Below are 25463 nucleotides of genomic sequence, written 5' to 3' on the forward strand. Positions count from 1 at the left end.
TCAATGCCTTGCCTAAACGCGTGTAAATTCTTGCTGAAATCGAGCATCTTCAGGTTGTTTGGGTATAGAGCTTTATAAATAACACGTAAACTAAGGATTAATCATGTCTGTTACTGCAAAAAGCATTAATGATTCTGTTGTGGTGCCGTTTATTAAAGGCGCAGCCGTAATATCTACACTATTTGTCGGTGCGACGCTGTTTAGCGCCACGGCTTTTGCGGCAAGTTGTCCAGATTATTTAAATGTTGAGGCGCGCAAATTACATTCACAAGAAAATGTAAACCTGTGTGAACTCACCCAAGGTAAATCGGTATTAATCGTCAATACCGCCTCCAATTGCGGCTTTACACCGCAATTCAAAGCACTTGAAGCGCTACACCAAAATTATAAAGATAAAGGCTTAGTGGTAATAGGCTTTCCATCGGATGACTTTTTCCAAGAGGAAAAAGATGAAGCTAAAACCGCCGACGTTTGTTTTTTAAATTATGGCGTGACCTTTACCATGGTAGCCACATCACCAGTACGAGGTAGCGATGCTAATTCAGTATTCGAACATTTAAACGCCAAAACTAGCGCGCCAAAATGGAACTTCTACAAATACCTTGTTTCGAGTGATGGTGAAACCGTAACCCAGTTTAACTCTCGAGTAAAACCTGACAGCGAAGAGCTTAAAAAGGCGATTGAAAAACAGTTAAGCCTATAATCCCGATAGCTTAATCGTCATTTTATCAAAACGGAATAAGTGGTTTTTCAAGTCATTCAAACCTTAATAACGGCAATATTTCGGGTTAAGCTAACGCCGTTTTTAAGGTAAAAGGTTATTTGATAGGCCGTTTATTAATCTCTAGTGATATTTTTGGCCAGTTGAGTCGCATTTTTAACAAGATATTGGGACAACAAGACGTAAAAATAATATTCTTTTCACATCAAAATAGTACGATACAAAACAATAAAAACTAGGAGCGAGTTTTGGCGCGATTCTCAGGGTTAGACAAAGAAACAGGTCATAGTGCACGTGGAAAAACCGGCGTGTTATTAGTTAACTTAGGTACGCCAGATGAACCTACAGCATCGGCAGTTAGGCGTTATCTTGCAGAGTTTTTAGCAGATCCGCGCGTGGTTGAAATTCCAAAGTTAATTTGGATGATGATTTTACACGGTATTATTTTACGTGTTCGTCCGGCAAAATCAGCGGCTCTGTACAAAGAAATTTGGACAGAAGAAGGCTCACCGCTTTTAGCGATTAGCAGACAACAGCAATCGAAACTATCTGAATTATTATCATCAACGGGCACCAATGCGTCTGTTCATCTTGCAATGCGTTATGGCTCGCCATCGGTCGCATCAACTTTACAAGATATGCATAAGCAAGGTATTGATAAATTAGTGGTATTACCGCTTTATCCTCAGTACGCCGCGCCAACAACGGCATCCGCTTTTGATGCAATAGCCAAAGAGTTATGCAAATGGCGCTACTTACCAGCATTACACTTTATTAATACTTATCACGATCACCCTGATTTGATCAGCGCATTAGCAAATTCGATTCAGCAAGATTTTGATAAAAACGGTAAGCCGCAAAAATTAGTGTTGTCATATCACGGTATGCCAGAGCGCAATTTACATTTGGGTGATCCATATTACTGTTTTTGTATGAAAACCACCCGCTTAGTGGTTGAAAAACTGGGATTAACTGAAGACGATTATATCACCACATTCCAATCGCGTTTTGGTAAAGCTAAATGGTTACAACCCTATACCGATGCAACAATTGAAGCATTACCAGCAAAAGGGATTAATGATATTGCGGTAATTTGCCCCGCCTTTAGTGCCGACTGTTTAGAAACCCTAGAAGAAATTCAGGGTGAAAATCGTCACGTGTTTGAAGGCGCTGGTGGCAAAAACTTTAGATACATTGAATGTTTGAATGCCAATGATGACCATATCAAAATGATGGCTAATATCGTTAAACCTTATCTATAAAGCGATTAAAGGATGAAGCAGGGCTCTAGAATCTAGAATCTAGCTCTTATCTCGCTTCATCTATATCAATTTGTTAGACTCAACATAACAATGGTTAACACATATAAGTTATGAGAATAGATCCCAACATAGCCCTAGTTTTCAGTACCGATAAAGGCAGAATTGAACCCGATAAAATAGTAGATGCTGTGCCAGAAGGCGATGGTATTGTGCGTATTCATAAAGACAGTAAAGGCCGCAAAGGTAAAGGCGTGAGTGTCATTAAAGGCTTAGGTTTGGATCAAACTGAACTAAAAGCATTGGCACAAAAGCTTAAAAAGCAATGCGGCTGCGGTGGTACGGTCAAAGACTTTACCATTGAAGTACAAACCGACAATCGTGAACAATTGAAAACCTTGCTAGAAAAAATGAATTATACGGTAAAGTTAGCAGGCGGTTAATCAGCTTGGTTTGTTATAGCTAGAGCCAGTAGTGAAAAGTGATGCATTTAGACTCATTATTTAGCAAGAGAAATTAATTATGGATGAATCTAAAACTAACCTACAAAAAGCAGACAAAAACGCTTCGAAAGGCGATAACTTGCAAGGTTATCTATTAATAGCTATGCCTTCACTAGAAGATACGTTTTTTGAACGCAGCGTAATTTATGTGTGTGAGCATGATGAAAAAGGTGCAATGGGGTTGATCATCAATCGTCCTATTGGGATTGAACTTGAAGACTTGTTAGATCAAATGGGCCTAAATCCACCACCTGAAGCGGCGTTTTATATCAATTCACAGGTATTAATCGGTGGTCCAGTTTCACCAGACAGAGGTTTTGTGCTTCATAGTCCGCAATCCAATTGGATCAATAGCCATCAGATCAGCGATTATTGCATGCTAACATCATCTAGAGATGTGCTTTCTGCTATCGGTACTGCTAAATCGCCTGAGGATTATATTGTGGCGTTAGGTTATGCAGGTTGGGGCAAAGATCAATTAGAACAAGAGTTAGCCGATAATACCTGGCTGACAATAAAAGCAAGCCCAGAACTACTTTATAGCAAAGACCCTGAGCATTTATGGGATATCGCCTCAAAGCAACTTGGCTTTGATATGTGGCAAATATCATCACAAATTGGCCATGCTTAATGACGGCATCTAGAATCTAGAATCTAGCTTCTATTTATAACGAGAAAAATATGCATCCACAAACCGTATTAGGTTTTGACTATGGCACCAAAAGTATTGGTATTGCAATTGGCCAAGCGGTCACTGGCAGCGCAAACCCACTATTATCAATAAAAGCCGTTGACGGCATTCCTAACTGGGATGAAATCGGTAAATTAATTCAAGAATGGCAACCCGATCTGGTTGTTGTGGGACTGCCGTTGAATATGGATGGTACTGAGCAAGAAATGACTCAACGTGCGCGTAAGTTTGCCAACCGCATTAGTGGCCGTTTTGGTGTTAAGGTTGCAACCCAAGATGAGCGTTTAACAACCGCAGATGCCAAAGCAAGATTATTTGAGTTAGGTGGATTTAAAGCGCTGACTAAAGGGCAGGTTGATGCGGTATCGGCAGTATTAATTATTGAAAGCTACTTTGAAAACCAGTTTTCATAAGAGTCTCTAGATTCTAGATTCTAGATTCTAGCTTCTCGCCTCTCGCCTCGTGCCTTTAATCGGCTTTCAAATCGAACTTGACAATCATTTAGCTGTCTATAAGCTAAGAATGAATTAACGTGTTGTATTTGGAGTATTTATGAAGAAGTTGTTTTTAGCCGCAGCGGTATTAGCCTTAAGTGCATGCAGCACATTAAAAACCGATACAGATTTTGATCCTGCAGTATCATTTAATCAATTTAAAACATTTGCTTGGGTTGAAACCAAAGCGACCGAAGAAGGCTATCATTTAGATGGTTTAATTGACCAACGCGTTAGAGATGCAGTTGACAGCCAAATGGCTGCCAAAGGGTTAACCAAAGTATCCGTTGAAGAGGCTGATTTACTTGTTAATTATCTCACTAAAGTGGATAAAAAAATCAATGTCGATACCTTTAATAACAACTTCGGCTACAACCCATATTACGGTCCAGGTTGGGGATGGAGCGGTTCAATGCACACTCAAACCACAGTGCGTGAATACGAAGTGGGTACCTTAATAATTGATTTAGTCGATAACAAGACTGACAAATTAGTGTGGCGCGGTAGTGTTGCCGATACCATTCGTGAAAAAAATACCCCACAAGAACGAGTTGACGCAATTAACAACGCCATTAGTCAAGTGATGCTAGCGTATCCTCCGCAACCAAAGCAATAAAGCGGTTTCAAGATGCTGCGCTATACTGGCGCAGCATCTTTATATTCAAATAACAATTACTACTTAACTAGTTTAATGTGGCTCTAAAAATACGGCATATCATCTGTAACCCATCTCTGTTTACCGACTAACAACCCGATATTCTCGTTTTTTTAACAGTACTGGGCTCATACCTATTAAAGTTACACTCTAGCCTCTAGAATTCTAGTCTAGCTTCTAAATTCTAAATTCTAAATTCTAAATTCTAGATTCTATTTTTAATGCATTTTAGCTTTACCCCCCATACCCTGTTTGCTAGAATCCTCAGCCGTGATAAGGACCTTCACATCTTTAGTTAAGTGAGCCCCAATGAAATCTTGGTATCTTTTGTACTGTAAGCCGCGCGAAGAGTTACGTGCGCAACAAAATCTAGCGCTTCAACAAGTTGAAAGCTACTTGCCAATGATTAAAGAGTCTAAAAAAGTTAAATCAATCACAAAAATGGTTGAAACGCCTCTATTCCCTAATTATCTATTTATTCATTTTGACCCAACAGAGTTCAGTGTCAGTAAGATCCATTCAACCCGGGGTGCAAGCCGCATTATTGGTTGCAAAGAGGTCATGACGCCGATTGACGATCGAATAATCAATGAGATCAAACGCCGCGTGAATGCACATATTCCTAAACAGGAAAAAGGCATACAAAAAGGCGACAAGGTGAAGTTTACTGAAGGCCCATTCATTGATTTAGAAGCCATTTTTGAAGAGCGAAATGCCGAAAAGCGTTGTTATGTGTTGTTCAATATTATGGGGCAACAAAAACGCATTTTAGTTGATGAAACCAGCATTCAGAAATGCATAAATACTGAACATGACTAAGCTAGTATTTTCATATTTAAACTGATACTTGTAGATATCTATTGATACGCTTGTAGGATATTGTCCATAGTGCAAAAGTTTAATAGGCATCTTTTACGTCTATGATGGTTGTAAACATAGCTTTTAAATATTAAAAATCAGTGCTTTGTGTTAATTAATTGGCGCTACTGCTAACTAGCACTAATGTAGTAATGTAACAAATTAGTAATTAAATTTTAAGTGAGCAAAAAGTGTGCATATTTAAGCACCCAGTTAAGATATAATACGGCGCACTTTTAAGATTGGTTCAGTTTTAGACTAATCATTCTATCTAGAACAAAATCAGATATTTCGCAGCGCGAAGGGCAATATAGAAGCCGAAATCTATGGGCGGTAGCGTGCCTGAAAGGCAAAAGACAGAAAAGTTTCTGTCTTTTAGTGAACGCCGAAGGGCGTCTCGCCCGCCACGCGGATCGGTAGCAAAGATCTTCAAAGCAAGGTCGTGACCTTTTAGATAATTTAGGTCTTTAGTCTTTTAGTGGACGCCGAAAATAATTGTCTGGAACAATGATTAACAGCTTTAGCTGGCTCGAAGAGTGAAATACAGGACGTATTTCATCAGGGCGCCTCGCCCGCCACGCGGATCGGTAGCAAAGATCTTCAAGCAAGGTCGTGACCTTTTAGATAATTTAGGTCTTTAGTCTTTTAGTGGACGCCGAAAATAATTGTCTGGAACAATGATTAACAGCTTTAGCTGGCTCGAAGAGTGAAATACAGGAGGTATTTCATCAGGGCGTCTCGACATCCATGCGGGTCAGTAGCAAAGTTCTTCAAAGCTAGGCAAACCTTACGACCTGATTATTTGATTAGAATTTATTACCTAATTAAAGTTTATCGATAACATGAATAGACTCTAATAACAGCTTTAGCATGACGAAATGCTAAAATACACGAAAACGGACTGAATCAAACCAGAACCAATATCACCGTAAGCGAAGCGTTCCGTTATCTGTAATCCGTATTTTGTTATCCGTTATCCGTATACCGTAATCCATAAGCGAAGCGTTCCGTTATCTGTAAACCGTATTCCGTTATCCGTAATCCGTAATCCGTAATCCATAATCCGTAAGCGAAGCGCTCTATCAATCTAGAATCTAGAATCTAGAATCTAGAATCTAATCTTAGAACCTAATTCAAAACCAATAATATCGGAGATACCTGGTGTTCCATAAAACCAAAAACATGTTCATTGCAGGCTTATCTGCCCTTATTATCATTAGCTCACAAGCGTTGGCTATTACTCCATCACCGCAAATGATCGAGCAGTTTAAACAACTGCCAAAATCAGAGCAGCAACGTATTGCTAAACAGTATGGAATTGACCCGTCAGTGCTTGCTGGTGGCCAGCAAGCCGCTGTGGTAACTAATCCAGAGGTGGTTGCTCAACGCAGCGCCGAGCAAGATATTGTTAACGCTAAGAAACAAGCTGATGATTTTGATTTTTCTGACGATAGCCAAAAAAATGAATTAAAGCGTTTTGGTTATGACATGTTTGCAGGTGAGCCATCTACTTTTGCCCCTGTGACAGATGTGCCAGTACCGAGTGATTATAAAGTGGGCCCTGGTGATACAATCAATGTACAACTCTTTGGTAAAGATAACCAAGAATACACTTTAAATATCAATCGAGACGGCACAATTCAATTTCCTGAGTTAGGCCCTATATCGGTTAATGGATTAAGTTTTTCTGAACTTCGCGAACAATTACAACAACGCATTAAGCAACAAATGATTGGTATTGAATCCAATATCTCTATGGGTGAATTACGCTCTATTAGAATATTTGTGGCAGGGGATGCGTATAAATCAGGCTCATATACGGTTTCTAGCTTATCAACTATTACTCAAGCTTTGTTTGTTGCCGGTGGTGTAAATGAAATTGGTAGCCTCAGAAATATTCAAGTAAAACGCAGTGGCAAACTAGTCGGGACCTTTGATTTGTACGACTTATTGTTACGTGGTGATGCCTCTGGCGATATTGGCCTTCGCTCAGGTGACGTGGTATTTATTCCATCTGTCGGTGGCTTGGTTTCAGTAACTGGTGAAGTGCGTCGTCCTGCTATTTATGAACTAAAAGCCGGTGAAACTATTGCTGATATTGTCAACATGGCCGCTGGTGTGACTCAAGCGGCTTATTCAAAATCAACCAGCATAGAACGCTACAACGCGAATGGCTTAAAAACCATTGTTAATGTTGATTTAACCACGAGTAAAGGCACCCAAGTTAAAGCTAAAGCAGGTGACTTCGTTCGAGTAAAAAATGCGTCATTGCAATATGAAGATGCGGTAACGGTTGTTGGCGCGGTAGTGCGCCCTGGTAAATACCAGTGGCAAGCAGGGCAAAGGGTTAGCCATTTATTACCTTCTATTTGGGGCGATTTATCTGCAAATGTTGATTTAGAATATGCTCTATTAGTGCGTGAAACCAACAAGTATGGCGAAATAAAAGTTTTTCAATTCTCACTAGGCAAAGCACTGAATGAGCCTCAATCGAATGAAAACTTATTGTTACAACCTCGCGATAAAGTGATTGTGTTTAATTTCAATGATATAACCCTGAATCGTTATGAATTAAACAAGTTAGTTCAGGCGAGAGTGAAGAAAATATCTTCATTAAGAGGTGAAGCTTTAGTGAGCGATGACACCTTTGACAGTGGCTTTAACTCATTAAACACCTCATTGGATAACCGTTATAAAAGTTCAATCGCTGGCGTTGCGATAACAGGCAGTGTTGAAGAAAAAGATGATCTAGTCAGAAACGAAGTCGAAAAAATGCTGACTAATCTGTTTGATGACCGCGATTTGATCAAACTCAGTCAGTCAATGCGCAGAACAGAATTGCTTTATCCAATACTGAATCAACTTTCACTGCAGCGTAAAGTCAACCAGGGGCTAAATATTGTTGCGATTGGTGGCAAAGTTCGACACCCTGGTATTTATCCACTGACTCAAAATGCGCATGTGGCAGAGTTGATTATTGCTGCAGGTGGTTTAGTTGAAGGTGCTTACGTAGAGAGAGCCGAACTAACCAGAGCAAATGATACCGATGCACTAGCAGATATTACCCACACCAATGTCAACATTAATGGCGTTTTACTGGGTATGCCTGAAGATAATGTCGCCCTACAAGCACGCGATATGTTAACAGTTCTGACCACACCTGAATGGCAAGAACGCAAAGTTATTGAAATTAGGGGTGAAGTTAAATTCCCTGGAACATACAACATTCGTCGTGGTGAGCGCCTATCCGATGTACTTGCCCGAGCGGGTGGATTTACTGATTATGCCTTCCCAAGTGCCGCAGTGTTTGTTCGCGATTCAATAAAAAATCAAGAACAACTAGAGATTAAAAAGTTAGCCAACCAATTACGCCGAGATATTGCCACCCGCGGCGTATCTAAAGATGGCACAGTGGTTAACTATGCCGATGCACAACTAATGTTAACTGACTTAGAGAATATTAAAGCTGTTGGTCGTTTGGTGGTCGATTTAAATGCCATTAGCTTAGGGATCCCTGAAGCCGACATTCAATTAGAAAATAGCGATATTTTATATGTGCCAACCGTTAAGCAAACGATTTCGGTCATGGGTGAAGTACAGCATCAGGCAACCCACAGATTTAAAGATGGCCTAACATTAGATAACTACTTAGATATGTCTGGTGGCCCAAGAGAGCGTGCTGACGATGACCGCACTTATATCATTAAAGCCGATGGTTCTGTCATGCTACCAGTAGCAAGTTTATGGTTCAGTGATAATGCAACCCTTTCGCCAGGCGACACTATTATTGTGCCACTGGATACTGAATACAAAGATAACCTCACGCTATGGACACAAGTAACAGGCATCATCTACAACACAGCAGTAGCCATCTCCGCAATATCGGGACTCTAGCGCGGAGCGCTAGATAGAATGCTGCTAGGACGTGACTTCGTTACTGCGAGAGCGCTTAGCTTCTAGATCTTAAAAGCAGAATGTTTGGCTCCACTCTAGCAGGCCAAAGGCCGTTCTAGCTTCGAAGCGTCAGATACTCTGCTTTAATCAAGGATTGATTATGCGATTTGAAAAGCTAGATGCATGGAAAAGAGCCTCACGTTTATCTTGTCAAATATACAAAGAGAGCGAGGCCATTCAAAACTGGGGTTTCAAAGATCAAATTACACGTTCAGGATTATCAGTTCCTTCAAACATAGCGGAGGGAGAAGAACGTGAAACCCCAAAAGAGAAGATTAGATTTCTCTATTATGCCAAAGGTTCATTAGGTGAGTTGGTTACTCAGTTATATATCGGTATTGAGATCGGCTACCTGAGTAAGCAATCTTCAATGGAATTGATAAAAGAAGCCAAAGAGATTGCAAAAATCATCGGCGCGTTAATTAGAAATAAAGAATCACAGATAAAAGAAGATAATGCTGATTACAATATTGAGTAATTTAACTAAGCGTTATTCTTACACTGTTGCTTTCTGTTATAGCTGCGCAGCGCTCTAGCCGCGAAGCGCATTAGAATCAAGAATCAAGAATCCATGCACTTGCTTTTAATGCAGCCAGTAACAACATATACACTTAGCAGATTTCTGCTAGCATCTTTTGACTTTATAGCAGCGCAGCGCTCTAGCCGCGAAGCGCATTAGAAACAAGAATCTATGCACTTGCTTTTAATGCAGCCAATAACAACATATACACTTAGCAGATTTCTGCTAGCATCTTTTGACTTTATAGCAGCGCAGCGCTCTAGCCGCGAAGCGTCCTAGAATCTAGAATCTAACAATAATATGAACAAACAAATACAACAAAATTACACCGATGCACAATTTCCACAGCGTCAAGACGATGAAATAGATCTTCGTGAGCTATTCTCAGTTATCTGGCAGGGCAAGTGGCTCATTATTGCCATCACAGCAGTCTTCGCCATTGGCTCAGTGCTTTTTGCACTAAGCCAACCAAATACCTACAAATCTGAAGCATTATTAGCGCCGGCAGATGCCGAGCAAGGCGGTGGTGGCTTAGCCGCGCTTGCAGGACAATTTGGCGGATTAGCATCAATGGCAGGTATCAACCTTGGCGGTAAAGGCGGCGTGGATAAAACCCAGATGGCCATCGAGGTGATGAAGTCACGTCAATTCACTAGCGATTTTATTCAAAGTCATAACCTACTACCTGATTTGATGGCCGTTAAAAGCTGGAATATGACTGACAATACCGTAACGTATAATGACGAAATGTACCTTGCTGCTGACAATAAATGGATCCGCGAGGTACAAGCACCCTTTAAACCTGAACCTTCAATGCAAGCTGCATTTAAAGTTTTTAGAAATAAGGTTGTAATTAATAATGACAAAGAAACCGGCTTGATAAAAATATCAGTCGAGCATTTATCGCCATTCATCGCCCAGCAGTGGGTGAATTGGCTAATTCAAGACATCAACAAAGTCATGAAGGAACGCGATGTGGCAGAAGCCATTAAAAGCACGGCATTTTTAGAAAGTCAAATCGAACAAACCAACGTAGCAGATATTCGCTCACTTCTTTACAAGTTAATCGAAGAGCAAGCTAAAATTATAATGTTTGCCGAAGTACGTGAAGAATATGTCTTTAAAACCATCGACCCAGCATTAGTACCAGAAGAAAAAGCAGGCCCTAAACGCGCACTTATCTGTGTATTAGGCACCATGCTTGGCGGCATGTTGGCAGTAATGTTGGTATTAATCAGACATTTTGTTAGGAAAGAGAATTAAGAGTCTTTAGTTTTATCATTTCTAGCAGCGAAGCGCTCTAGTAATCTAGAATTAACTCTTTTAAGAGCCTATTGGGATTGTTTAAAGAAAAAGAGCAAAAAAAATGCGAAACCCAAGGCTTACAAGAGATAGCGCTTACTTAGAAATAAGAGGTGCTGTCTTAAAGTGGATTGAAAGTGTCTCAGAGAGTTTTAAAAGGCTGAGATGTAGAAGTGATTTTTTAACATCGAATTTTATTTTTTTAGTTGGGATATCTATTAATGAACAATAATCTTGAAAATTTGAATATTGGTATTATTGGTTTAGGCTATGTTGGCTTGCCTTTAGCGGTTGAGTTCGGTAAGCAATATAATACTATAGGCTTTGATATTAATGAACCTCGAGTAAACGAGTTAACTTTAGGTAAAGACTCCACCTTAGAATGTACAAGCGAAGAGTTAGCCGAAGCAAGCTTGTTAAAATACACATGTTCACTAGATGATATTAAACAGTGTAATTTTTATATTGTTACCGTACCAACTCCCATTGATAGTAGTAATGCTCCAGATCTTACTCCATTGAAAAAAGCTTCAGAAGCGTTAGGCAAGGTCATATCTGTAAATGATATCGTTGTATTTGAGTCAACTGTCTATCCTGGTGCGACGGAAGAGGTTTGCCTCCCTATTATCGAACGTGTGTCTGGTTTGAAGTTTAACAAGGACTTTTTTGCTGGTTATAGTCCTGAGCGAATTAATCCGGGTGATAAAGTTAATCGTTTAACAACAATTGTAAAAATCACATCAGGTTCTACTCCTGAAATTGCCGATTTTGTTGATAACGTTTATCGTTCAATTGTTACAGCAGGTACTCACAAAGCATCTTCCATAAAAGTAGCCGAGGCCGCAAAAGTAATTGAAAATACCCAGCGTGATCTGAATATTGCCATTATTAATGAGTTCGCAAAAATCTTTAATCGACTAGATATTGATACTGAAGAAGTATTAAAAGCAGCTGGTACAAAATGGAATTTTTTACCATTTAAGCCTGGTTTAGTAGGTGGTCACTGCATCAGTGTTGATCCATATTATCTTACTCATAAGGCAAAAGAAGTTGGCTATATGCCAGAAGTTATTCTAGCAGGTAGACGTATTAATGATGGTATGGGCAGTTACGTAGCTACTCAAATGGTTAAAAAGCTTGCCAGCAAGAAAATTCATATAGATGAAGCTAATGTACTTGTAATGGGGTTCACTTTTAAAGGTGATTGCCCAGATGTCCGTAATACAAAAGTTATTGAAATTATTAAAGAGCTTAAAAGCTTTAATATTAATGTCGATGTACATGATACCTGGGCGGAACCTGAAGAGGTTAAACACGAGTACGGTATTGAGTTAACAAACGAGCTAAAAGAAAACTACTACGACGGCATTATTTTAGCGGTTGATCATAGTGAATTAAAAGACATGGGTATAGAAAAAGTAAGAGCTTTGGGTAAACAAAATCATGTTGTTTATGATGTAAAATATGTTTTCCCGCTTGAAGCTGCTGATATTCGTTTATAAGGATTAGCGTGATGAAAAAATTTGCTTTAATTGGAACTGGTGGATACATTGCGCCTCGTCATTTGAATGCCATTAAAGATACAGGTAATGATTTAGTTGTTGCAATGGATATCAATGATTCAGTTGGTATTATGGATATGCATTTTCCAGAATCTGAATTCTTTACTGAGTTTGAAGATTTTGCTGCTTATGTAGAAGATGAAGCCTTGAAGGGGAACAAACTCGATTATATTTCAATTTGTTCACCTAATTATCTACACGCACCTCAAATGAAGTTCGCATTAAAAAATGGTATTGATGTAATATGCGAAAAACCGCTGGTTTTAAGCTCTAAAGAAATTGATACATTAAAGCTATATGAAGAAAAATATGGTGCTAAAGTTAACAGCATTCTGCAGTTACGACTTCATCCTTCAATTATTGCACTACGTGAAAAAGTATTAAACAGTCCAGCAGATGAAGTATTTGATGTAGAACTTACCTACATGACTTCACGTGGAAAATGGTACTTAAAGTCATGGAAAGGTGTAGATGAAAAATCAGGTGGTGTGGCGACAAATGTTGGCGTACATTTCTTTGATATGCTTCATTTCATTTTCGGTGATATTAAGTTTAATGAAGTGCATTATAAAGATGAGCAAACGGTTGCGGGTTATTTGGAATATGATAGAGCGCGTGTTAAATGGTTCCTGTCAATTGATGCGAATAATCTACCTGAAAATGCAATTCAAGGTGAAAAGAAAACTTACCGTAGCATTATGATTGGTGACGAAGAACTTGAGTTTTCTGGTGGCTTTACAGATCTGCACACCCAAAGCTACCAGAATGTACTAGCAGGAAATGGTTACGGGCTAGAAGAAAATCGCACGGCTATTGAAACTGTAGAACGCATTCGCGAGCAAGCTGTTGTTTCTAATCCTGAACACTATCACCCATTAATGTCAAAACTACTTTAACCAAATATTGGAACCTACAAAAATGAATTTTATGAAGCATGAAACCGCAATTATTGACGATGGTGCGGTAATTGGCGAAAACTCAAGGGTTTGGCATTGGGCTCATGTTTGCGCTGGTGCTAAAATTGGTAAAGGCGTTTCGCTAGGCCAAAACGTTTTTGTAGGTAACAAAGTTACGATTGGCGATAAATGTAAAGTCCAGAATAATGTTTCAGTATACGACAATGTGCACCTAGAAGAAGGTGTGTTCTGTGGGCCGAGTATGGTTTTCACAAATGTCTATAATCCTCGTTCACTTGTCGAAAGAAAGGATGAATACCGAGATACATTAGTAAAAAAAGGGGCAACTTTAGGCGCGAATTGTACAGTTGTTTGTGGTATTACCATTGGTGAATATGCTTTTATTGGAGCTGGTACGGTAGTTAATAAAAATGTAAAGCCTTTTGCTCTAATGGTTGGCGTACCAGCAAAGCAAATTGGTTGGATGAGTGCATATGGTGAGAAATTAGATTTACCACTTACAGGTAATGCTAAAACAACTTGTAGCCACACTAATGATGTTTATACCTTAATGAACGATGCACTTTTTCGTGAAGAATCAAAATAATTGTGAGTGATAATATGCAATTTATCGACCTTGAAGCACAGTACAAACATTTAAAAGAAAAAATTGATGCCAGAATTCATAAGGTATTAGACCATGGTCAATATATTATGGGGCCAGAGGTACAAGAATTAGAAGAAAAATTAGCTGAGTATGTTGGTGTCAAGCATGCTATTACTTGCGCTAATGGAACAGATGCATTGACTTTAGCTATGATGGTGCTTGATATTAAACCCGGCGATGCAGTTTTTTGCCCGACATTTACATTTTTTGCAACGGCAGAGGTTATCGCTTATGAAGGGGCTACACCAGTTTTTGTAGATTCTGATGAAGCGACATTTAACATTTGCCCTGTAGATCTAGAAAAGCGAATTCAAGCAACTATTGCTGATGGTAAATTATCCCCTAAAGCGATTATTGCGGTAGATTTATTTGGCTTACCAGCGAATTATCCTGAAATTCAAAAAATAGCGGATAAATATAATTTAAAACTTGTTGAGGATGCAGCACAAGGCTTCGGTGGCGAAATAAATGGCAAGCGTGCTGGAAGTTTTGGTGATATAGCAACCACTAGCTTTTTCCCTGCCAAACCTTTGGGGTGTTATGGCGATGGTGGGGCGATATTTACAAATAATGATGAGTATGCAGAGTTACTTAAGTCATACCGTGTGCATGGCAAAGGCAAAGATAAATACGACAATGTTCGCATTGGTATGAACTCTAGATTAGATACAATTCAAGCTGCAATATTGCTTGAAAAGTTAGCAGCGTTCCCGACTGAACTTATTAATCGTAATAAAGCCGCTGACAATTACGAAAGAACACTAACTGGTAAATATAAAACTCCTCAAGTACCAGAAGGCTATGTTAGCTCTTGGGCTCAATATACATTAGTTTCTGATAATAGAAGCGCAGAAATGGAAAAGTATAAAGAACAAGGTATCCCAACAATGATTTACTACGGTACTTGTATGCATCAGCAAACTGCTTTTAAGCAATTAAACTACACCGATGAAGCTTTTCCTGTTGCATCGAAATTAGCGGGTAATGTTTTTAGCTTACCCATGCATCCGTATCTTTAATGTTTAAAAGTAAGTATGTAAGAAATATTCTTACTTTAGTTAGTAGTGCTTTTTTTGCTCAGATTTTGGCACTATTACTTACACCAATATTAACTCGACTTTATAGTCCAGAGGAATTTGGTGTATTTACTGCATTTATTGGTTACTCAGGGACACTTGCTGCTTTTATATTTTTAAGCTTAGAGCTTGCTATTGTAAAAAGTAAGAGCGCTAGAGAATTATCAAGTGTATTAGGTTTAATGCTTGTAATTTCAATCTTTTTGCTCTCAATACTATCCATCACAATATATTTAGAAAGCTCTTTTTATACACTTATTGGTTTTGATAAGTTATTTGATATTAAGACTATTGTTCTTTTAGGAGTGTTATGTTCAGCAACTAACTTAGTTTTAAATCAATTTATTAGTAGAAAAGAACAGTTTTCAGTTTACGCAACGTCTCAGATATCTTTTGTTGCCTTGAGATTTGTGTTTAGTTATCTATTTTTCTATTTTGGTTATACCCAATATGGATTGGTTTTTGGCTTCATCCTTGCAACTATATTGATAATTATCTATCTGTATCAAAGAGCTGAGATTTATAAGGAAAGGATAACTTTGAAAAAAGTATATTTTTTCGCGGCTTTAAGGAAGCATAAACAGTTAGTTATATTTAACACACCTTCAAATATTATTAATATATTAATAATAAATTTTCCTATTTTTTTTATACTCAAAAATTTTGGGCTAGAAGCTGCTGGTTTATTTGGTTTGGCATATAGAATGGTTATGTTGCCCGTAACTTTAGTAAACAAGGCAATTGGACAAGTCATTTATAAGCGATTTTCTGTAATGTCTATTACAGATAAAACAATGCTTGCATTTATTATTAAAAATATGTTGTTTTTAACTTTATCCTTTCCCGGTTTTGTATTGCTTTATTTATTTGGTGAAGAAATGTTCTCATTTGTTTTTGGTATGGAATGGCGAATTGCAGGAGAGTTCGCAGCCTTAATGTCTCCATTTATATTTTTAAGCTTTTTAATTTCACCTTTGTCATATTATTTTGTTGCTTACGATAAATCAGATATATTGATGATGATAAGTATTTTGTTTTTAGGAGGGCTTATTGTTGCCTCTTTGCTGTTCGAGTTCAATGATACAAATGACTTTATTAAATCTTATACATTAATTAATGTCGCCTATTATATAACCGTTTTGTTTGCGGTGCTAATTGGTATAAAAAGGGCTCAATGAAATGCAAAAAATTAAGAATATACTTAAAGGGACATCCATATTTAAATGGTATCTTTTTACTCGTTCAATAGGATTTGGAGTTAGCTTTGTAAACTTTTTATTCCAAAATATTTTCAGAATCGATGCTTGTAAGTATAGCAAAAACTATACAAGCAGATTAATAGCTCCTAGTAAATTCATCATACAAGATGATTGTATAGAGGTCAAAAAAAGTCTTGCTGTCAGTGGTGGTTGTTATTTTCAAGCAACTCATGGCATCTCAATAGGTCCTAAGACAATTTGGTCATTTAACGTTATTATGGTTACTTCTGATCATGATTTTAGTGATTACAGATTAGAGAATCCAGCGCGAAGTGGCCCTATTTCAATAGGCGAAAATTGTTGGCTGGGAGCTGGGGTCGTTGTTTTGCCAAAAGTTAAATTAGGACCAAATACTGTTGTCGGAGCAAATTCAGTAGTAACTAAATCGTTTCCTGCTGGTAATGTGGTTATAGCAGGAATTCCTGCTCGTATTATTAGGGAATTATAAGTATATGTGTGGTTTTTCTGCGCTTTATTCAACAACTGGATTAGAATTTAAAAATTTAGTAAAAATGAATGACGCTATTTCTCATCGGGGGCCTGATGGGGAAGGTTTTTATCTTTTTGATACTAAAAATAAAGTCAGCCACATAATGAAAAGTTCGTCTCTAGTTGATGATAATTATGACATTTTAAACGAAAAATTCAGCGTGTTAATTGGTCATCGTCGTCTTGCCATAGTTGATTTATCTGAGTCTGGATTTCAACCGATGGAAAGTGATGATAAGCGCTACGTGATTGCTTTTAATGGTGAAATTTACAATCATCATGAATTAAAAGAAGAGTTGTTAAAAATAGGTCATACATTTAACTCTAACTGTGATACTGAGGTTTTATTAAAAGCATATCTTGAGTGGGGAGAATCTTGCCTCGAAAAATTCAATGGTATGTTTGCGTTCCAAATACTAGACACCGAACTTGCCTGTGTGTTTGGTGCCAGAGATCGCTTTGGTGTAAAGCCATTATATTACTGGAAAACTGCCAGTTCACTCGCATTGGGATCGGAAATCAAACAGTTTACGACTCTACCGCACTGGCAATCAAAAATGAATTCGTCCAGAGTTTACGACTTTTTGCAATATGGGCAAACAGATCATACATCGCAGACTTTATTCGCAGGAGTGCACCAAGTTCCTCCTGGACATAAATTCAAGATTGATTTGAATGATGCCAATAATCTGGTTATATCTAAATGGTATTTTAGACCGCAAGCAAGAGTAAAAGATAAATTAAAAGAGGCTACAACTAAGTTTCATAAGTTATTTAAAGATTCCGTTCGATTGCGATTACAAGCTGATGTGCCGTTAGGGACAGGACTTTCAGGTGGTATGGATTCATCTTCTATAGCCTGTGAAATTAATGCAGTGTTGAAAGGGCAAGGTAAAGACGATTTGCAAAAAACTTTTTCTGCCTACACTGAAGTAAAAAAATATGATGAACGAAATTATATAAATGATGTTTTAGAAACGATTACTGCTGAATCTCACTTTGTTGAGCTGATATGTCCTGATAAAAGATCGATGCTAGAAGAAGTTGTTTGGCATCAAGATGAGCCATTTGGCACTACAAGTATATTTGCTGAGTGGTCTGTTTTTAAATTAGCTAAAAGCAAAAATGTTAAAGTCACTTTAGATGGACATGGTGCTGATGAAACTTTAGCAGGCTATCATAGATTTTTCTTTGTCTACCTGATCGAGTTGTTAAAATCTGGCAAGATATTCAGCTTTTTCAATGAAGTGAAAGCTTTGAAAAAACTTCATAACTATAATGGTTTGAGAGTTGTAAAAACATTATTATTTTTGTTGAAATCAGCCATTTTTACTAGCGAGAAAAGTAATGATTGGTGGAAAGTTTCTAAAGATTCAATTGAAGTCAGTAAAATGCACTTTTCAATACTTGATGAATCAAATTATGAATTATTCAATACAAGCGTGCCCATGCAGTTACACTGGTGCGACCGAGATTCAATGGCTCATTCAGTCGAAAGCAGAGCACCATTCTTAGATTTTAGATTAGTAGAGTATATTTTATCTTGTCCTTCTGAATTAAAAATTAAAGAAGGAAAAACAAAGTTCTTATTAAGGGAGTCGCTCAAAGGAATACTACCAAAAACAGTATATGAGCGAATTAGTAAAATTGGTTTTGCAACACCGGAAGAGAATTGGATGTCGGATAACCAAGCATTATTTTTAGAATTACTAGAAGCAGCTAAGTTAAATTTGAGCTCGGTAGTAAATCCTATCGCTTTTGAAAAGGCTGAAAATATAATACTTGGGAATAGCAGGTATGAAGGCTTTGCATGGCGCATCATTTGTTTGTCTATTTGGGTTCAAGTCTTTAATGTTGAAACTGGGGGGGAGGTAGTTGAATCATTCTAGTGAAGATACAATTGTCATTATCGATTATGGGGTCGGTAATTTAGGTTCTGTCGCCAATATGCTTAAGAAAGTTGGTGCAAAAAAAGTTATTTTTTCTAGTGACCCTTATGAAATAGAATCAGCTAATAAAGTATTACTGCCCGGAGTGGGGTCTTTTGATCATGGAATGAAGAGGTTAAATGATCTTGGAATATCGGACGCATTAAAAACGTTAGTCAAACGAGATGATTCACTTCTTATGGGGATTTGTCTCGGCATGCAGCTGCTAACAGAAGGAAGTGCTGAAGGTAAAATGCCAGGTTTAGGCTTAGTTCCTGGAAAAGCGTCTTTATTTCCAAATCAGCAGGGCCTTAGGGTTCCTCATATGGGGTGGAATGTCGTCAATCCTCAAAAGCTTAGTTTCTTACTACAAGATTTACCTGCTGAATCTAGGTTTTATTTTGTTCATTCTTATTATGTAAGTTGTTCAGATAACAAAGATGTTTTATGTAGCACTCATTATGGTCATGAATTTGTCTCTGCTTTTCAACGACGGAATGTAATAGGGTGTCAATTTCACCCAGAAAAAAGCCATCGCTTTGGCATTCAATTGTTTAAAAACTTCGTGAACTATGAGGGTGCCAACTAAATGTTAAGTACGCGTGTTATACCTTGTTTGCTGTTGCAAGAAGGCGGAATAGTCAAAACGAAAAAGTTTAAAAAGCCCAGATACATAGGTGATCCTATAAATGTAGTTAAAATATTGAATGAAAAGGAAGTTGATGAATTAATCTTTTTAGATATTGATGCGTCACCCAATAAAAGTGAGCCTGATTATGAATTAATTAAAACAATTACTAATGAGTGTTTTATGCCTTTTTCTTATGGCGGTGGTATTACTTCATTAGAACAGGCATCGAATTTATTTAATTTAGGTGTTGAAAAAGTCATTATTGGTAGTCATGCAATAAATAATAAAAAATTAATTACCGATATCGCATCACAATATGGCAACCAAAGTGTTGTAGCTACAATAAATATCAAAAGAGATATATTCAATAAACCTCGTTTATATGATCCTAGCAATAAGAAACTGCTTAAAATTGACTTGAGCAACTATTGCAAAGAATTAGTTAATGCTGGTGCGGGTGAAATCTTTTTAAACTTTGTAGATCGTGATGGTACGAAAAATGGTTACGATGGAGAGAATATTAGAACACTTTCAGCTCTAGTAACAGTTCCTATAACTGTTTGTGGTGGTGCAGGCTGTTTAGAAGACATGCGTATTGCCGTTAAAGACTTTGGAGCTTCAGCGGTAGCAGCAGGTAGCTTATTTGTTTACCACGGTAAGCGTGACGCAGTATTAGTCAATTACCCAGACTATTCAAAATTATTAGAACTTTTTAAATAAGAAGACTCATGCGAAAAGAATATCAAATTTGTACAAAATGTATTTTAGACACATCAGACTCGGGCATTACATTTGATGATAAAGGAGTGTGTCATTACTGTAATAATTTTGCAGAGTTGATGGAGAAATCAATTGATGGAGATGAAGCCAATAATTACCTTTTAGAGACTGTGAAAAAAATAAAAGCTTCAAGTGAAGGTGAATATAACTGTATCGTGGGAATGAGTGGTGGGGTCGATTCAACTTATGTAGCCTATTTGGCAAAAAAGTACGGATTAAAACCACTAGCCGTGCACATTGATGCCGGTTGGAATTCTGAGATTGCCGTCAAAAACATTGAGTCAGCTACAAATAAACTTGGCATTGATCTAGAAACAATTGTTGTAAACTGGAAAGAAGTACGAGACTTACAGAGGGCTTATTTTAAAGCTTCTGTTCCAAATTGTGACGTACCTCAAGATCATGCTTTTGTGGCTGGAGTTTACAATCTTGCAGCTAAATATGGTATTCAGTATATGATAAGTGGCCATAATAATGTAACTGAATTTATATTACCCCCTTCTTGGGGTTATGATAGTGGCGATTTAGATAATTTAATTGATATTCATAATAAATTTGGTGAAGTCAAGTTAAAAGGTTACCCCAAGTTATCATTGTTTAAGAAAGTTATCTATTATAGGTATTTTAAGAAGCTGCAGTCATTCAGGATCTTAAATTATGTTCCCTATAATAAAGAAGAAGTAAAACATTTTATTACTGAAAACCTTGATTGGAAAGATTATGGGGGCAAGCATTTTGAATCTCGATTTACAAAATTTTTCCAGTCTTATTATTTACCGACAAAGTTTGGTTTCGATAAACGCCGTGCTCATTTATCAAATTTAATTGCATCTGGACAAATGACTCGAGACGATGCTCAACGTGAAATGGAAATCTCGCCTTATAATAAAGACGAATTACCAGAAGATACTGAATATTTTATAAAAAAATTGGGTTTTTCTATAGATGAGTGGCAAGAAATAATGAAAAGCAATCCGCGGAAACATACTGATTTTAAGTCTGATTATGATCAGTTGTGGTTTAAATTATTAAAAAATCTTAAAAGAAAGTAGCGCTAATGAAAGTTGTAATAAAGTTATTTTTTCATTCATACGTATCTGTATTGGTTTTGTTTTTTTCTTTATTAACAAAATTTGTTGGCTTTGAAACCGTTGCTATCAGAATCAGTCAAATTCCTTATAAGTTAGGCAATAAAGTTAGATATGCGTTTTATAAGAAACACTTAAAAAGCCTTGGTGAAAATGTAACATTTTCTTTCGGTTGTTTAGTAACCAATATAAATACTGTGATAGGCAGTAATGTTAGGTTTGGACCATATAATACAGTAGGGCTAGCTAATTTAGGTGATGATATTATTACAGCTCAACATGTGCACATTTTAAGTGGTTCTAAGCAACATTCATTTGAATATAGAAATGCCCCAATTTGGAAGCAAACAGGTACCATTCAATGTATTGAGTTAAAAGGTGATAATTGGGTAGGGGCAAATGTCGTAATAATGGCAAATGTTGGTTATGGGACAGTTTTAGGTTCTGGTTCTGTTGTCGTGAAGAATATTCCAGAAATGTGTATTGCAGCAGGTAATCCGTGTGAAAAGCTGAAGGAACGTCCATGAAAAAAATACTTTTTATTTCCTATTATTTTTCTCCGGAAAAAACTGTCGCAGCCCAACGTGTTAGTTACTGGGCAAAAAATATAAAAGAACATATTGATGTTGAAGTCGATGTCATCACTGCATCAGAGCAATGTATCGAAGAAACCTCTAGAATAGATAACATTTTTCATGTATCTAATTCTAGAACCGGCCTCCTAGGACATCTGTTTAAAAGTGATTTAGGAGCAACATGGTTTTATGATTTAAAAAAACATTTTTCAAAAAATAAAAAAAAATATGATGTTGTTGTTATTACTGGGAATCCATTTCTTCATTTTTTTATAGCTAAAATACTTAAGCACACAATGGGGTGCAAAATTGTTTTAGACTTTAGAGATCCTTTCGCTAAAAATGAACGAAATGTGAGCACTGTTCTCTCGGTAAAGTTTAAGCGTAAAATGTTGGTTTTATTTGAGTACTTTTTTTGCGAGTTTGCCGACAAAATTATTGTTATGAATGAAGGTTGTAAAAAATTACTCTGTAGTAGGCAGAAAGAAATTATAGAAATTATTGATAACGGCTATGACGAAAAAAGCTTAAACAATGCGACTAAAAAGCTTGCTGTCGGTAATAATTCAAAAAAAACAATAGTATATTTAGGTAGTTTTGCTGTAGATAGAAATATAGATAATTTACTTACTTCAAATAAAGCTTTAGGTTTTGCGTTTGATATATTACATATAGGTAAGCCATTAGAAGGTTTGGATAAGCACAAAGGTGTAACTTGTACTGGTTTAGTTTCATACTCTGATGCTGTAGGGTATGCAAAGGGTGCTGATATTGGATTAATTTTAGCCTCAGGCAAGGCATTTGAGTCGACAACGAAGATATTTGATTACATTGGATTAGGGTTGCCAATTTTGATAATTACAAATGGGGAAGTTCAAACTGGTAATATTCACGAGGTGACCAAAGATTATCCTGCAGTCTGGTGGGCTTCGAATAATGAGCAATCAATTATCGATGCATTGAAAGATATAATGACCTTTGAACTAAACTATAAAGCAAATGGCTTCTCAAAAGAGAAATTTTCAAGGAAGCACGGTTTAGGTGCGTTAGTAAATTTTATCGACTTAAAAAAGACGCTTTAACCAAAATGAAGATTTTAATAATTCCATATAATTACCCAACAAAAGAAAATTCAAATCGTGCTATTTTTATACAAGATCAAGTGGAAATGTTAAGAAACCAAGGTCATTGTGTGGCTGTTTTAGGTGGAATACCTAAAACTCTTAATGATATTTTTAATAGTCGTAATTTAAAGTTTGGCAGGTTATCTTCAGAAAATTGGTTGCTATCGTTACCAGCAATTCGCGGTGTGGGTTTTTTAAATAATATAATTCAATTGGTTATAGGTAAGTGCATATTTAAGCGATACCTTTCGAGAAACTCAATTCCAGACGTCGTTCATGTACATAACTCATCTTCTGCAGAGCTAGCTCTTTGGGTTAAGAAAAAGTATAAAATTCCATTTGTAGTTACTGAGCACTCTAGTCTTATGTGGAGTGGACATAACAAATTAAGTAGTTTAGTTTTCAAAGAAAGTAAGGCTAATATTGCGGTAAGTAAGAAGTTTGCTCAGCATTTATCAAAACAATATAATAAAAAGTTTTATTACATTCCCAATGTAGTTGATACTAGCTATTTTCAACCAATTAAAGTCTCGGAAGAAATACGTCGCAGCAATTTTAATGTTGATGATGCAATTTTTTTATCCGTGGGGAATTTAACTGAAAATAAAAACCATAGACTAGCTATTAAAGCGTTAAAAATTCTAGTTGCTAGATTTAAGAATATAAAATTATTCATTGCTGGTGAGGGTCCTGAGAGACAAAGTCTAGAAAGGCTAATTAGTGAATTAGGGCTTTGTAATAATGTTTTTTTATTAGGGAAATTACCTAGAAATGAAGTAAGAGAGTTACTATGGAAATCAGACTTTTTTGTACTCCCAAGTAAAAGTGAAACATTTGGTGTTGTTCTTATTGAAGCTATGGCTGCAGGGTTGCCTGTACTTTCATTACAAAATGGCGGTAGCGAATCTATTGTTAATAGTAGCGTTGGATTTATTGCTAAAGATGATAGGGAGTTCACTGATAATATGGCAAAGCTCCTTGTGACACCATTTAATAAAGAAGAAATTATAGAGTATGCTCGTCTAAACTTTTCTCAAAGTGTTGTCTCTCAGTTACTTAAGCAAGTCTACACTTTATAAATAAGGTTTAATGTGCAAAAGCTTAATATTTTAAGGAAATTGACTGTGTTTTTTACAGTCTTTTTTTTATTAACCCCAACTTTTAAGGTTCCAGGTTTTATTGGGATTAGGTTTGATGATTTACTGGCATTTTTAATAATTTTTTTATTTTTTCTATTATCTAAATCTGTAACTATCAGTGTTAAAGTTCCAGTACGTGCAGGCTTAATAATCATATTTTGTTTACTAATGCTAATTTCTATTTCATGGGGTTCAACCTATGGTCTTCCTTCTAGTATTCTTGATTTGACAAAGTATATTTGGCTTGCGAAGCTATTTGTTATTTATTTAGTTTTTTATAATTATATTTATTTTGATACTTCAGTTGATAACGTTATAGAGAGAAGAAATGCCTCTTTATCATTCATAGTAACTATAGCTTCTGTGTCAGCTTTAATTTGTATTAGTCAGTTTTTTAATCCATTAAATATTAATAAGTATTATGTCCCATTTATTGCGCCAACTCAATTTACTACGCTTATTGAGGGGTATGGCACACCTAGAGTTGTGGGGATGATAGGTAATCCCAATGCTCAAGGTTATCTAATGGCTTTAACTTTGTTATCAGGCTTGTATCTTATGTTAACAAAAACATCTAAGCTTTTAAGCATTAAACTATTTTTGATATTTATAGCTATGCTAATGACTCTTTCAAGATCTTCATTGGCTGTTTTTGTTATTGGAGCTTTATTGTTATTTGTTTTTTATAAAAAGAATAAAATTTTTTCTTATTATAAATATTTAACATTATCAGTAATTGGTGTGTTTTTATTTGGAGCTTTTATTTTTTTGAAAGAAAATGAAGTTATTTATAATTTAATCTTATGGCGATTTGAAGGCCTGGGTAATATCATGGAGGATAAAAGCTTCATTACACGTTTTCATGGGTGGATTATAAATTTCGAATATTTTACTTTAAGTCCCGTTTTTGGTGTAGGCCCCCTACCCAGAGGGGGGGAAGTATTTGGTACATCGGATAATGAATGGATGTTTTTTTTAAGGTCTTATGGAGCAGTTGGCACAGCTTGGCTGTTACTCTTTCTTTATTCCTCTTTTATTTTTACTAATAAGATTAAGGCGATATATATGAGAAATTTTAATTACTTCACTTTATCGGTTGTTATTATGACTTCTATATATATGATCCCAGCAGGAGTTATTACTAGCAGTAGTCTTAGCTCGCTTTTTGTTGCTATCTTGGCTTTTAATGATAAGCAACTTTTTGTTTTTACAAATAAGTAAAAGTTACCTTTTAGAATACTCATTGAGCATAAAGTTATTCTGCTTTTTACACTCTTAACAATGCTATATGT

24 protein-coding genes are annotated in these 25463 nt (G+C 36.7%); all 24 read left to right on the forward strand.

All coding sequences use genetic code 11. The annotated features are described in order from the left end of the window. Nucleotides 1–103 precede the first annotated feature (103 nt). The 24 genes from IEY03_RS08735 (at nucleotide 104) to IEY03_RS08850 (ending at nucleotide 25392) form a co-directional block, all read left to right on the forward strand. Nucleotides 104–703: a glutathione peroxidase gene (locus IEY03_RS08735; RefSeq protein WP_188840988.1), complete on the forward strand. Its 600-nt coding sequence runs from the start codon at nucleotides 104–106 to the stop codon at nucleotides 701–703. 266 nt (nucleotides 704–969) lie between these two features. Continuing rightward, nucleotides 970–1983, forward strand: coding sequence for a ferrochelatase (gene hemH, locus IEY03_RS08740; protein WP_188840989.1), 1014 nt, complete (start codon nucleotides 970–972; stop codon nucleotides 1981–1983). A 110-nt stretch (nucleotides 1984–2093) separates the two neighbouring features. After that, nucleotides 2094–2423: a stress response translation initiation inhibitor YciH gene (gene yciH, locus IEY03_RS08745; RefSeq protein WP_188840990.1), complete on the forward strand. Its 330-nt coding sequence runs from the start codon at nucleotides 2094–2096 to the stop codon at nucleotides 2421–2423. A 79-nt stretch (nucleotides 2424–2502) separates the two neighbouring features. After that, entirely contained in the window at nucleotides 2503–3114 is a 612-nt protein-coding gene (locus IEY03_RS08750) for a YqgE/AlgH family protein (RefSeq protein WP_188840991.1), read from the forward strand. 50 nt (nucleotides 3115–3164) lie between these two features. Continuing rightward, on the forward strand, nucleotides 3165–3587 hold the full coding sequence (ruvX, locus tag IEY03_RS08755; protein WP_188840992.1) for a Holliday junction resolvase RuvX: 423 nt from the start codon (nucleotides 3165–3167) through the stop codon (nucleotides 3585–3587). Nucleotides 3588–3726: 139 nt separating this feature from the next. After that, nucleotides 3727–4284, forward strand: a complete 558-nt coding sequence (locus IEY03_RS08760; RefSeq protein WP_188840993.1) for a DUF4136 domain-containing protein — start codon at nucleotides 3727–3729, stop codon at nucleotides 4282–4284. A gap of 348 nt (nucleotides 4285–4632) precedes the next feature. Next, nucleotides 4633–5142: a transcription/translation regulatory transformer protein RfaH gene (gene rfaH / locus IEY03_RS08765; RefSeq protein ID WP_188840994.1), complete on the forward strand. Its 510-nt coding sequence runs from the start codon at nucleotides 4633–4635 to the stop codon at nucleotides 5140–5142. A gap of 1200 nt (nucleotides 5143–6342) precedes the next feature. Beyond that, a complete protein-coding gene (locus IEY03_RS08770; RefSeq protein ID WP_346056043.1) occupies nucleotides 6343–9075 on the forward strand; it encodes an SLBB domain-containing protein in 2733 nt (910 codons plus the stop codon). 160 nt (nucleotides 9076–9235) lie between these two features. After that, complete coding sequence (locus IEY03_RS08775; protein WP_188840995.1) at nucleotides 9236–9613, forward strand: four helix bundle protein; 378 nt, start codon at nucleotides 9236–9238, stop codon at nucleotides 9611–9613. Nucleotides 9614–9955: 342 nt separating this feature from the next. Next, on the forward strand, nucleotides 9956–10918 hold the full coding sequence (locus IEY03_RS08780) for a Wzz/FepE/Etk N-terminal domain-containing protein (RefSeq protein ID WP_188840996.1): 963 nt from the start codon (nucleotides 9956–9958) through the stop codon (nucleotides 10916–10918). 260 nt (nucleotides 10919–11178) lie between these two features. Beyond that, nucleotides 11179–12459 (forward strand): Vi polysaccharide biosynthesis UDP-N-acetylglucosamine C-6 dehydrogenase TviB, encoded by a 1281-nt coding sequence (gene tviB / locus IEY03_RS08785; protein WP_188840997.1) that lies wholly within the window; start codon nucleotides 11179–11181, stop codon nucleotides 12457–12459. Between the two features lie 11 nt (nucleotides 12460–12470). Then, entirely contained in the window at nucleotides 12471–13415 is a 945-nt protein-coding gene (locus IEY03_RS08790) for a Gfo/Idh/MocA family protein (RefSeq protein WP_188840998.1), read from the forward strand. A 22-nt stretch (nucleotides 13416–13437) separates the two neighbouring features. Beyond that, the gene (locus tag IEY03_RS08795; RefSeq protein WP_188840999.1) at nucleotides 13438–14022 is read left to right on the forward strand and encodes an acyltransferase; all 585 of its coding nucleotides are present in this window, start codon (nucleotides 13438–13440) and stop codon (nucleotides 14020–14022) included. 14 nt (nucleotides 14023–14036) lie between these two features. Next, on the forward strand, nucleotides 14037–15101 hold the full coding sequence (locus tag IEY03_RS08800; RefSeq protein WP_188841000.1) for a DegT/DnrJ/EryC1/StrS family aminotransferase: 1065 nt from the start codon (nucleotides 14037–14039) through the stop codon (nucleotides 15099–15101). Continuing rightward, a complete protein-coding gene (locus IEY03_RS08805; RefSeq protein WP_188841001.1) occupies nucleotides 15101–16336 on the forward strand; it encodes an oligosaccharide flippase family protein in 1236 nt (411 codons plus the stop codon). Before IEY03_RS08800 ends, IEY03_RS08805 begins: the two co-directional genes overlap by 1 nt. Nucleotide 16337: 1 nt before the next feature. Continuing rightward, nucleotides 16338–16865 carry an acyltransferase gene (locus IEY03_RS17130; RefSeq protein ID WP_188841002.1) on the forward strand — a complete coding sequence of 176 codons (528 nt, stop codon included), beginning with the start codon at nucleotides 16338–16340 and terminating at the stop codon, nucleotides 16863–16865. A 4-nt stretch (nucleotides 16866–16869) separates the two neighbouring features. After that, nucleotides 16870–18795: an asparagine synthase (glutamine-hydrolyzing) gene (gene asnB, locus IEY03_RS08815; protein WP_188841003.1), complete on the forward strand. Its 1926-nt coding sequence runs from the start codon at nucleotides 16870–16872 to the stop codon at nucleotides 18793–18795. Beyond that, nucleotides 18782–19423: an imidazole glycerol phosphate synthase subunit HisH gene (gene hisH / locus IEY03_RS08820; protein WP_229778253.1), complete on the forward strand. Its 642-nt coding sequence runs from the start codon at nucleotides 18782–18784 to the stop codon at nucleotides 19421–19423. The genes asnB and hisH overlap by 14 nt, the downstream gene beginning before the upstream one ends. Further along, nucleotides 19424–20185: an AglZ/HisF2 family acetamidino modification protein gene (locus tag IEY03_RS08825; RefSeq protein WP_188841004.1), complete on the forward strand. Its 762-nt coding sequence runs from the start codon at nucleotides 19424–19426 to the stop codon at nucleotides 20183–20185. An 8-nt stretch (nucleotides 20186–20193) separates the two neighbouring features. Further along, on the forward strand, nucleotides 20194–21297 hold the full coding sequence (locus tag IEY03_RS08830; protein WP_188841005.1) for an N-acetyl sugar amidotransferase: 1104 nt from the start codon (nucleotides 20194–20196) through the stop codon (nucleotides 21295–21297). A 5-nt stretch (nucleotides 21298–21302) separates the two neighbouring features. Then, the gene (locus IEY03_RS08835) at nucleotides 21303–21860 is read left to right on the forward strand and encodes an acyltransferase (protein ID WP_188841006.1); all 558 of its coding nucleotides are present in this window, start codon (nucleotides 21303–21305) and stop codon (nucleotides 21858–21860) included. Beyond that, a complete protein-coding gene (locus tag IEY03_RS08840) occupies nucleotides 21857–22990 on the forward strand; it encodes a glycosyltransferase family protein (RefSeq protein ID WP_188841007.1) in 1134 nt (377 codons plus the stop codon). The genes IEY03_RS08835 and IEY03_RS08840 overlap by 4 nt, the downstream gene beginning before the upstream one ends. Nucleotides 22991–22995: 5 nt before the next feature. Next, nucleotides 22996–24111, forward strand: coding sequence for a glycosyltransferase (locus IEY03_RS08845; protein ID WP_188841008.1), 1116 nt, complete (start codon nucleotides 22996–22998; stop codon nucleotides 24109–24111). 45 nt (nucleotides 24112–24156) lie between these two features. Continuing rightward, a complete protein-coding gene (locus tag IEY03_RS08850; protein ID WP_188841009.1) occupies nucleotides 24157–25392 on the forward strand; it encodes an O-antigen ligase family protein in 1236 nt (411 codons plus the stop codon). Nucleotides 25393–25463: the final 71 nt, after the last annotated feature.

Source organism: Shewanella aestuarii (assembly GCF_014647215.1).
In the GTDB taxonomy this organism is placed as follows: Bacteria; Pseudomonadota; Gammaproteobacteria; order Enterobacterales; family Shewanellaceae; genus Shewanella; species Shewanella aestuarii.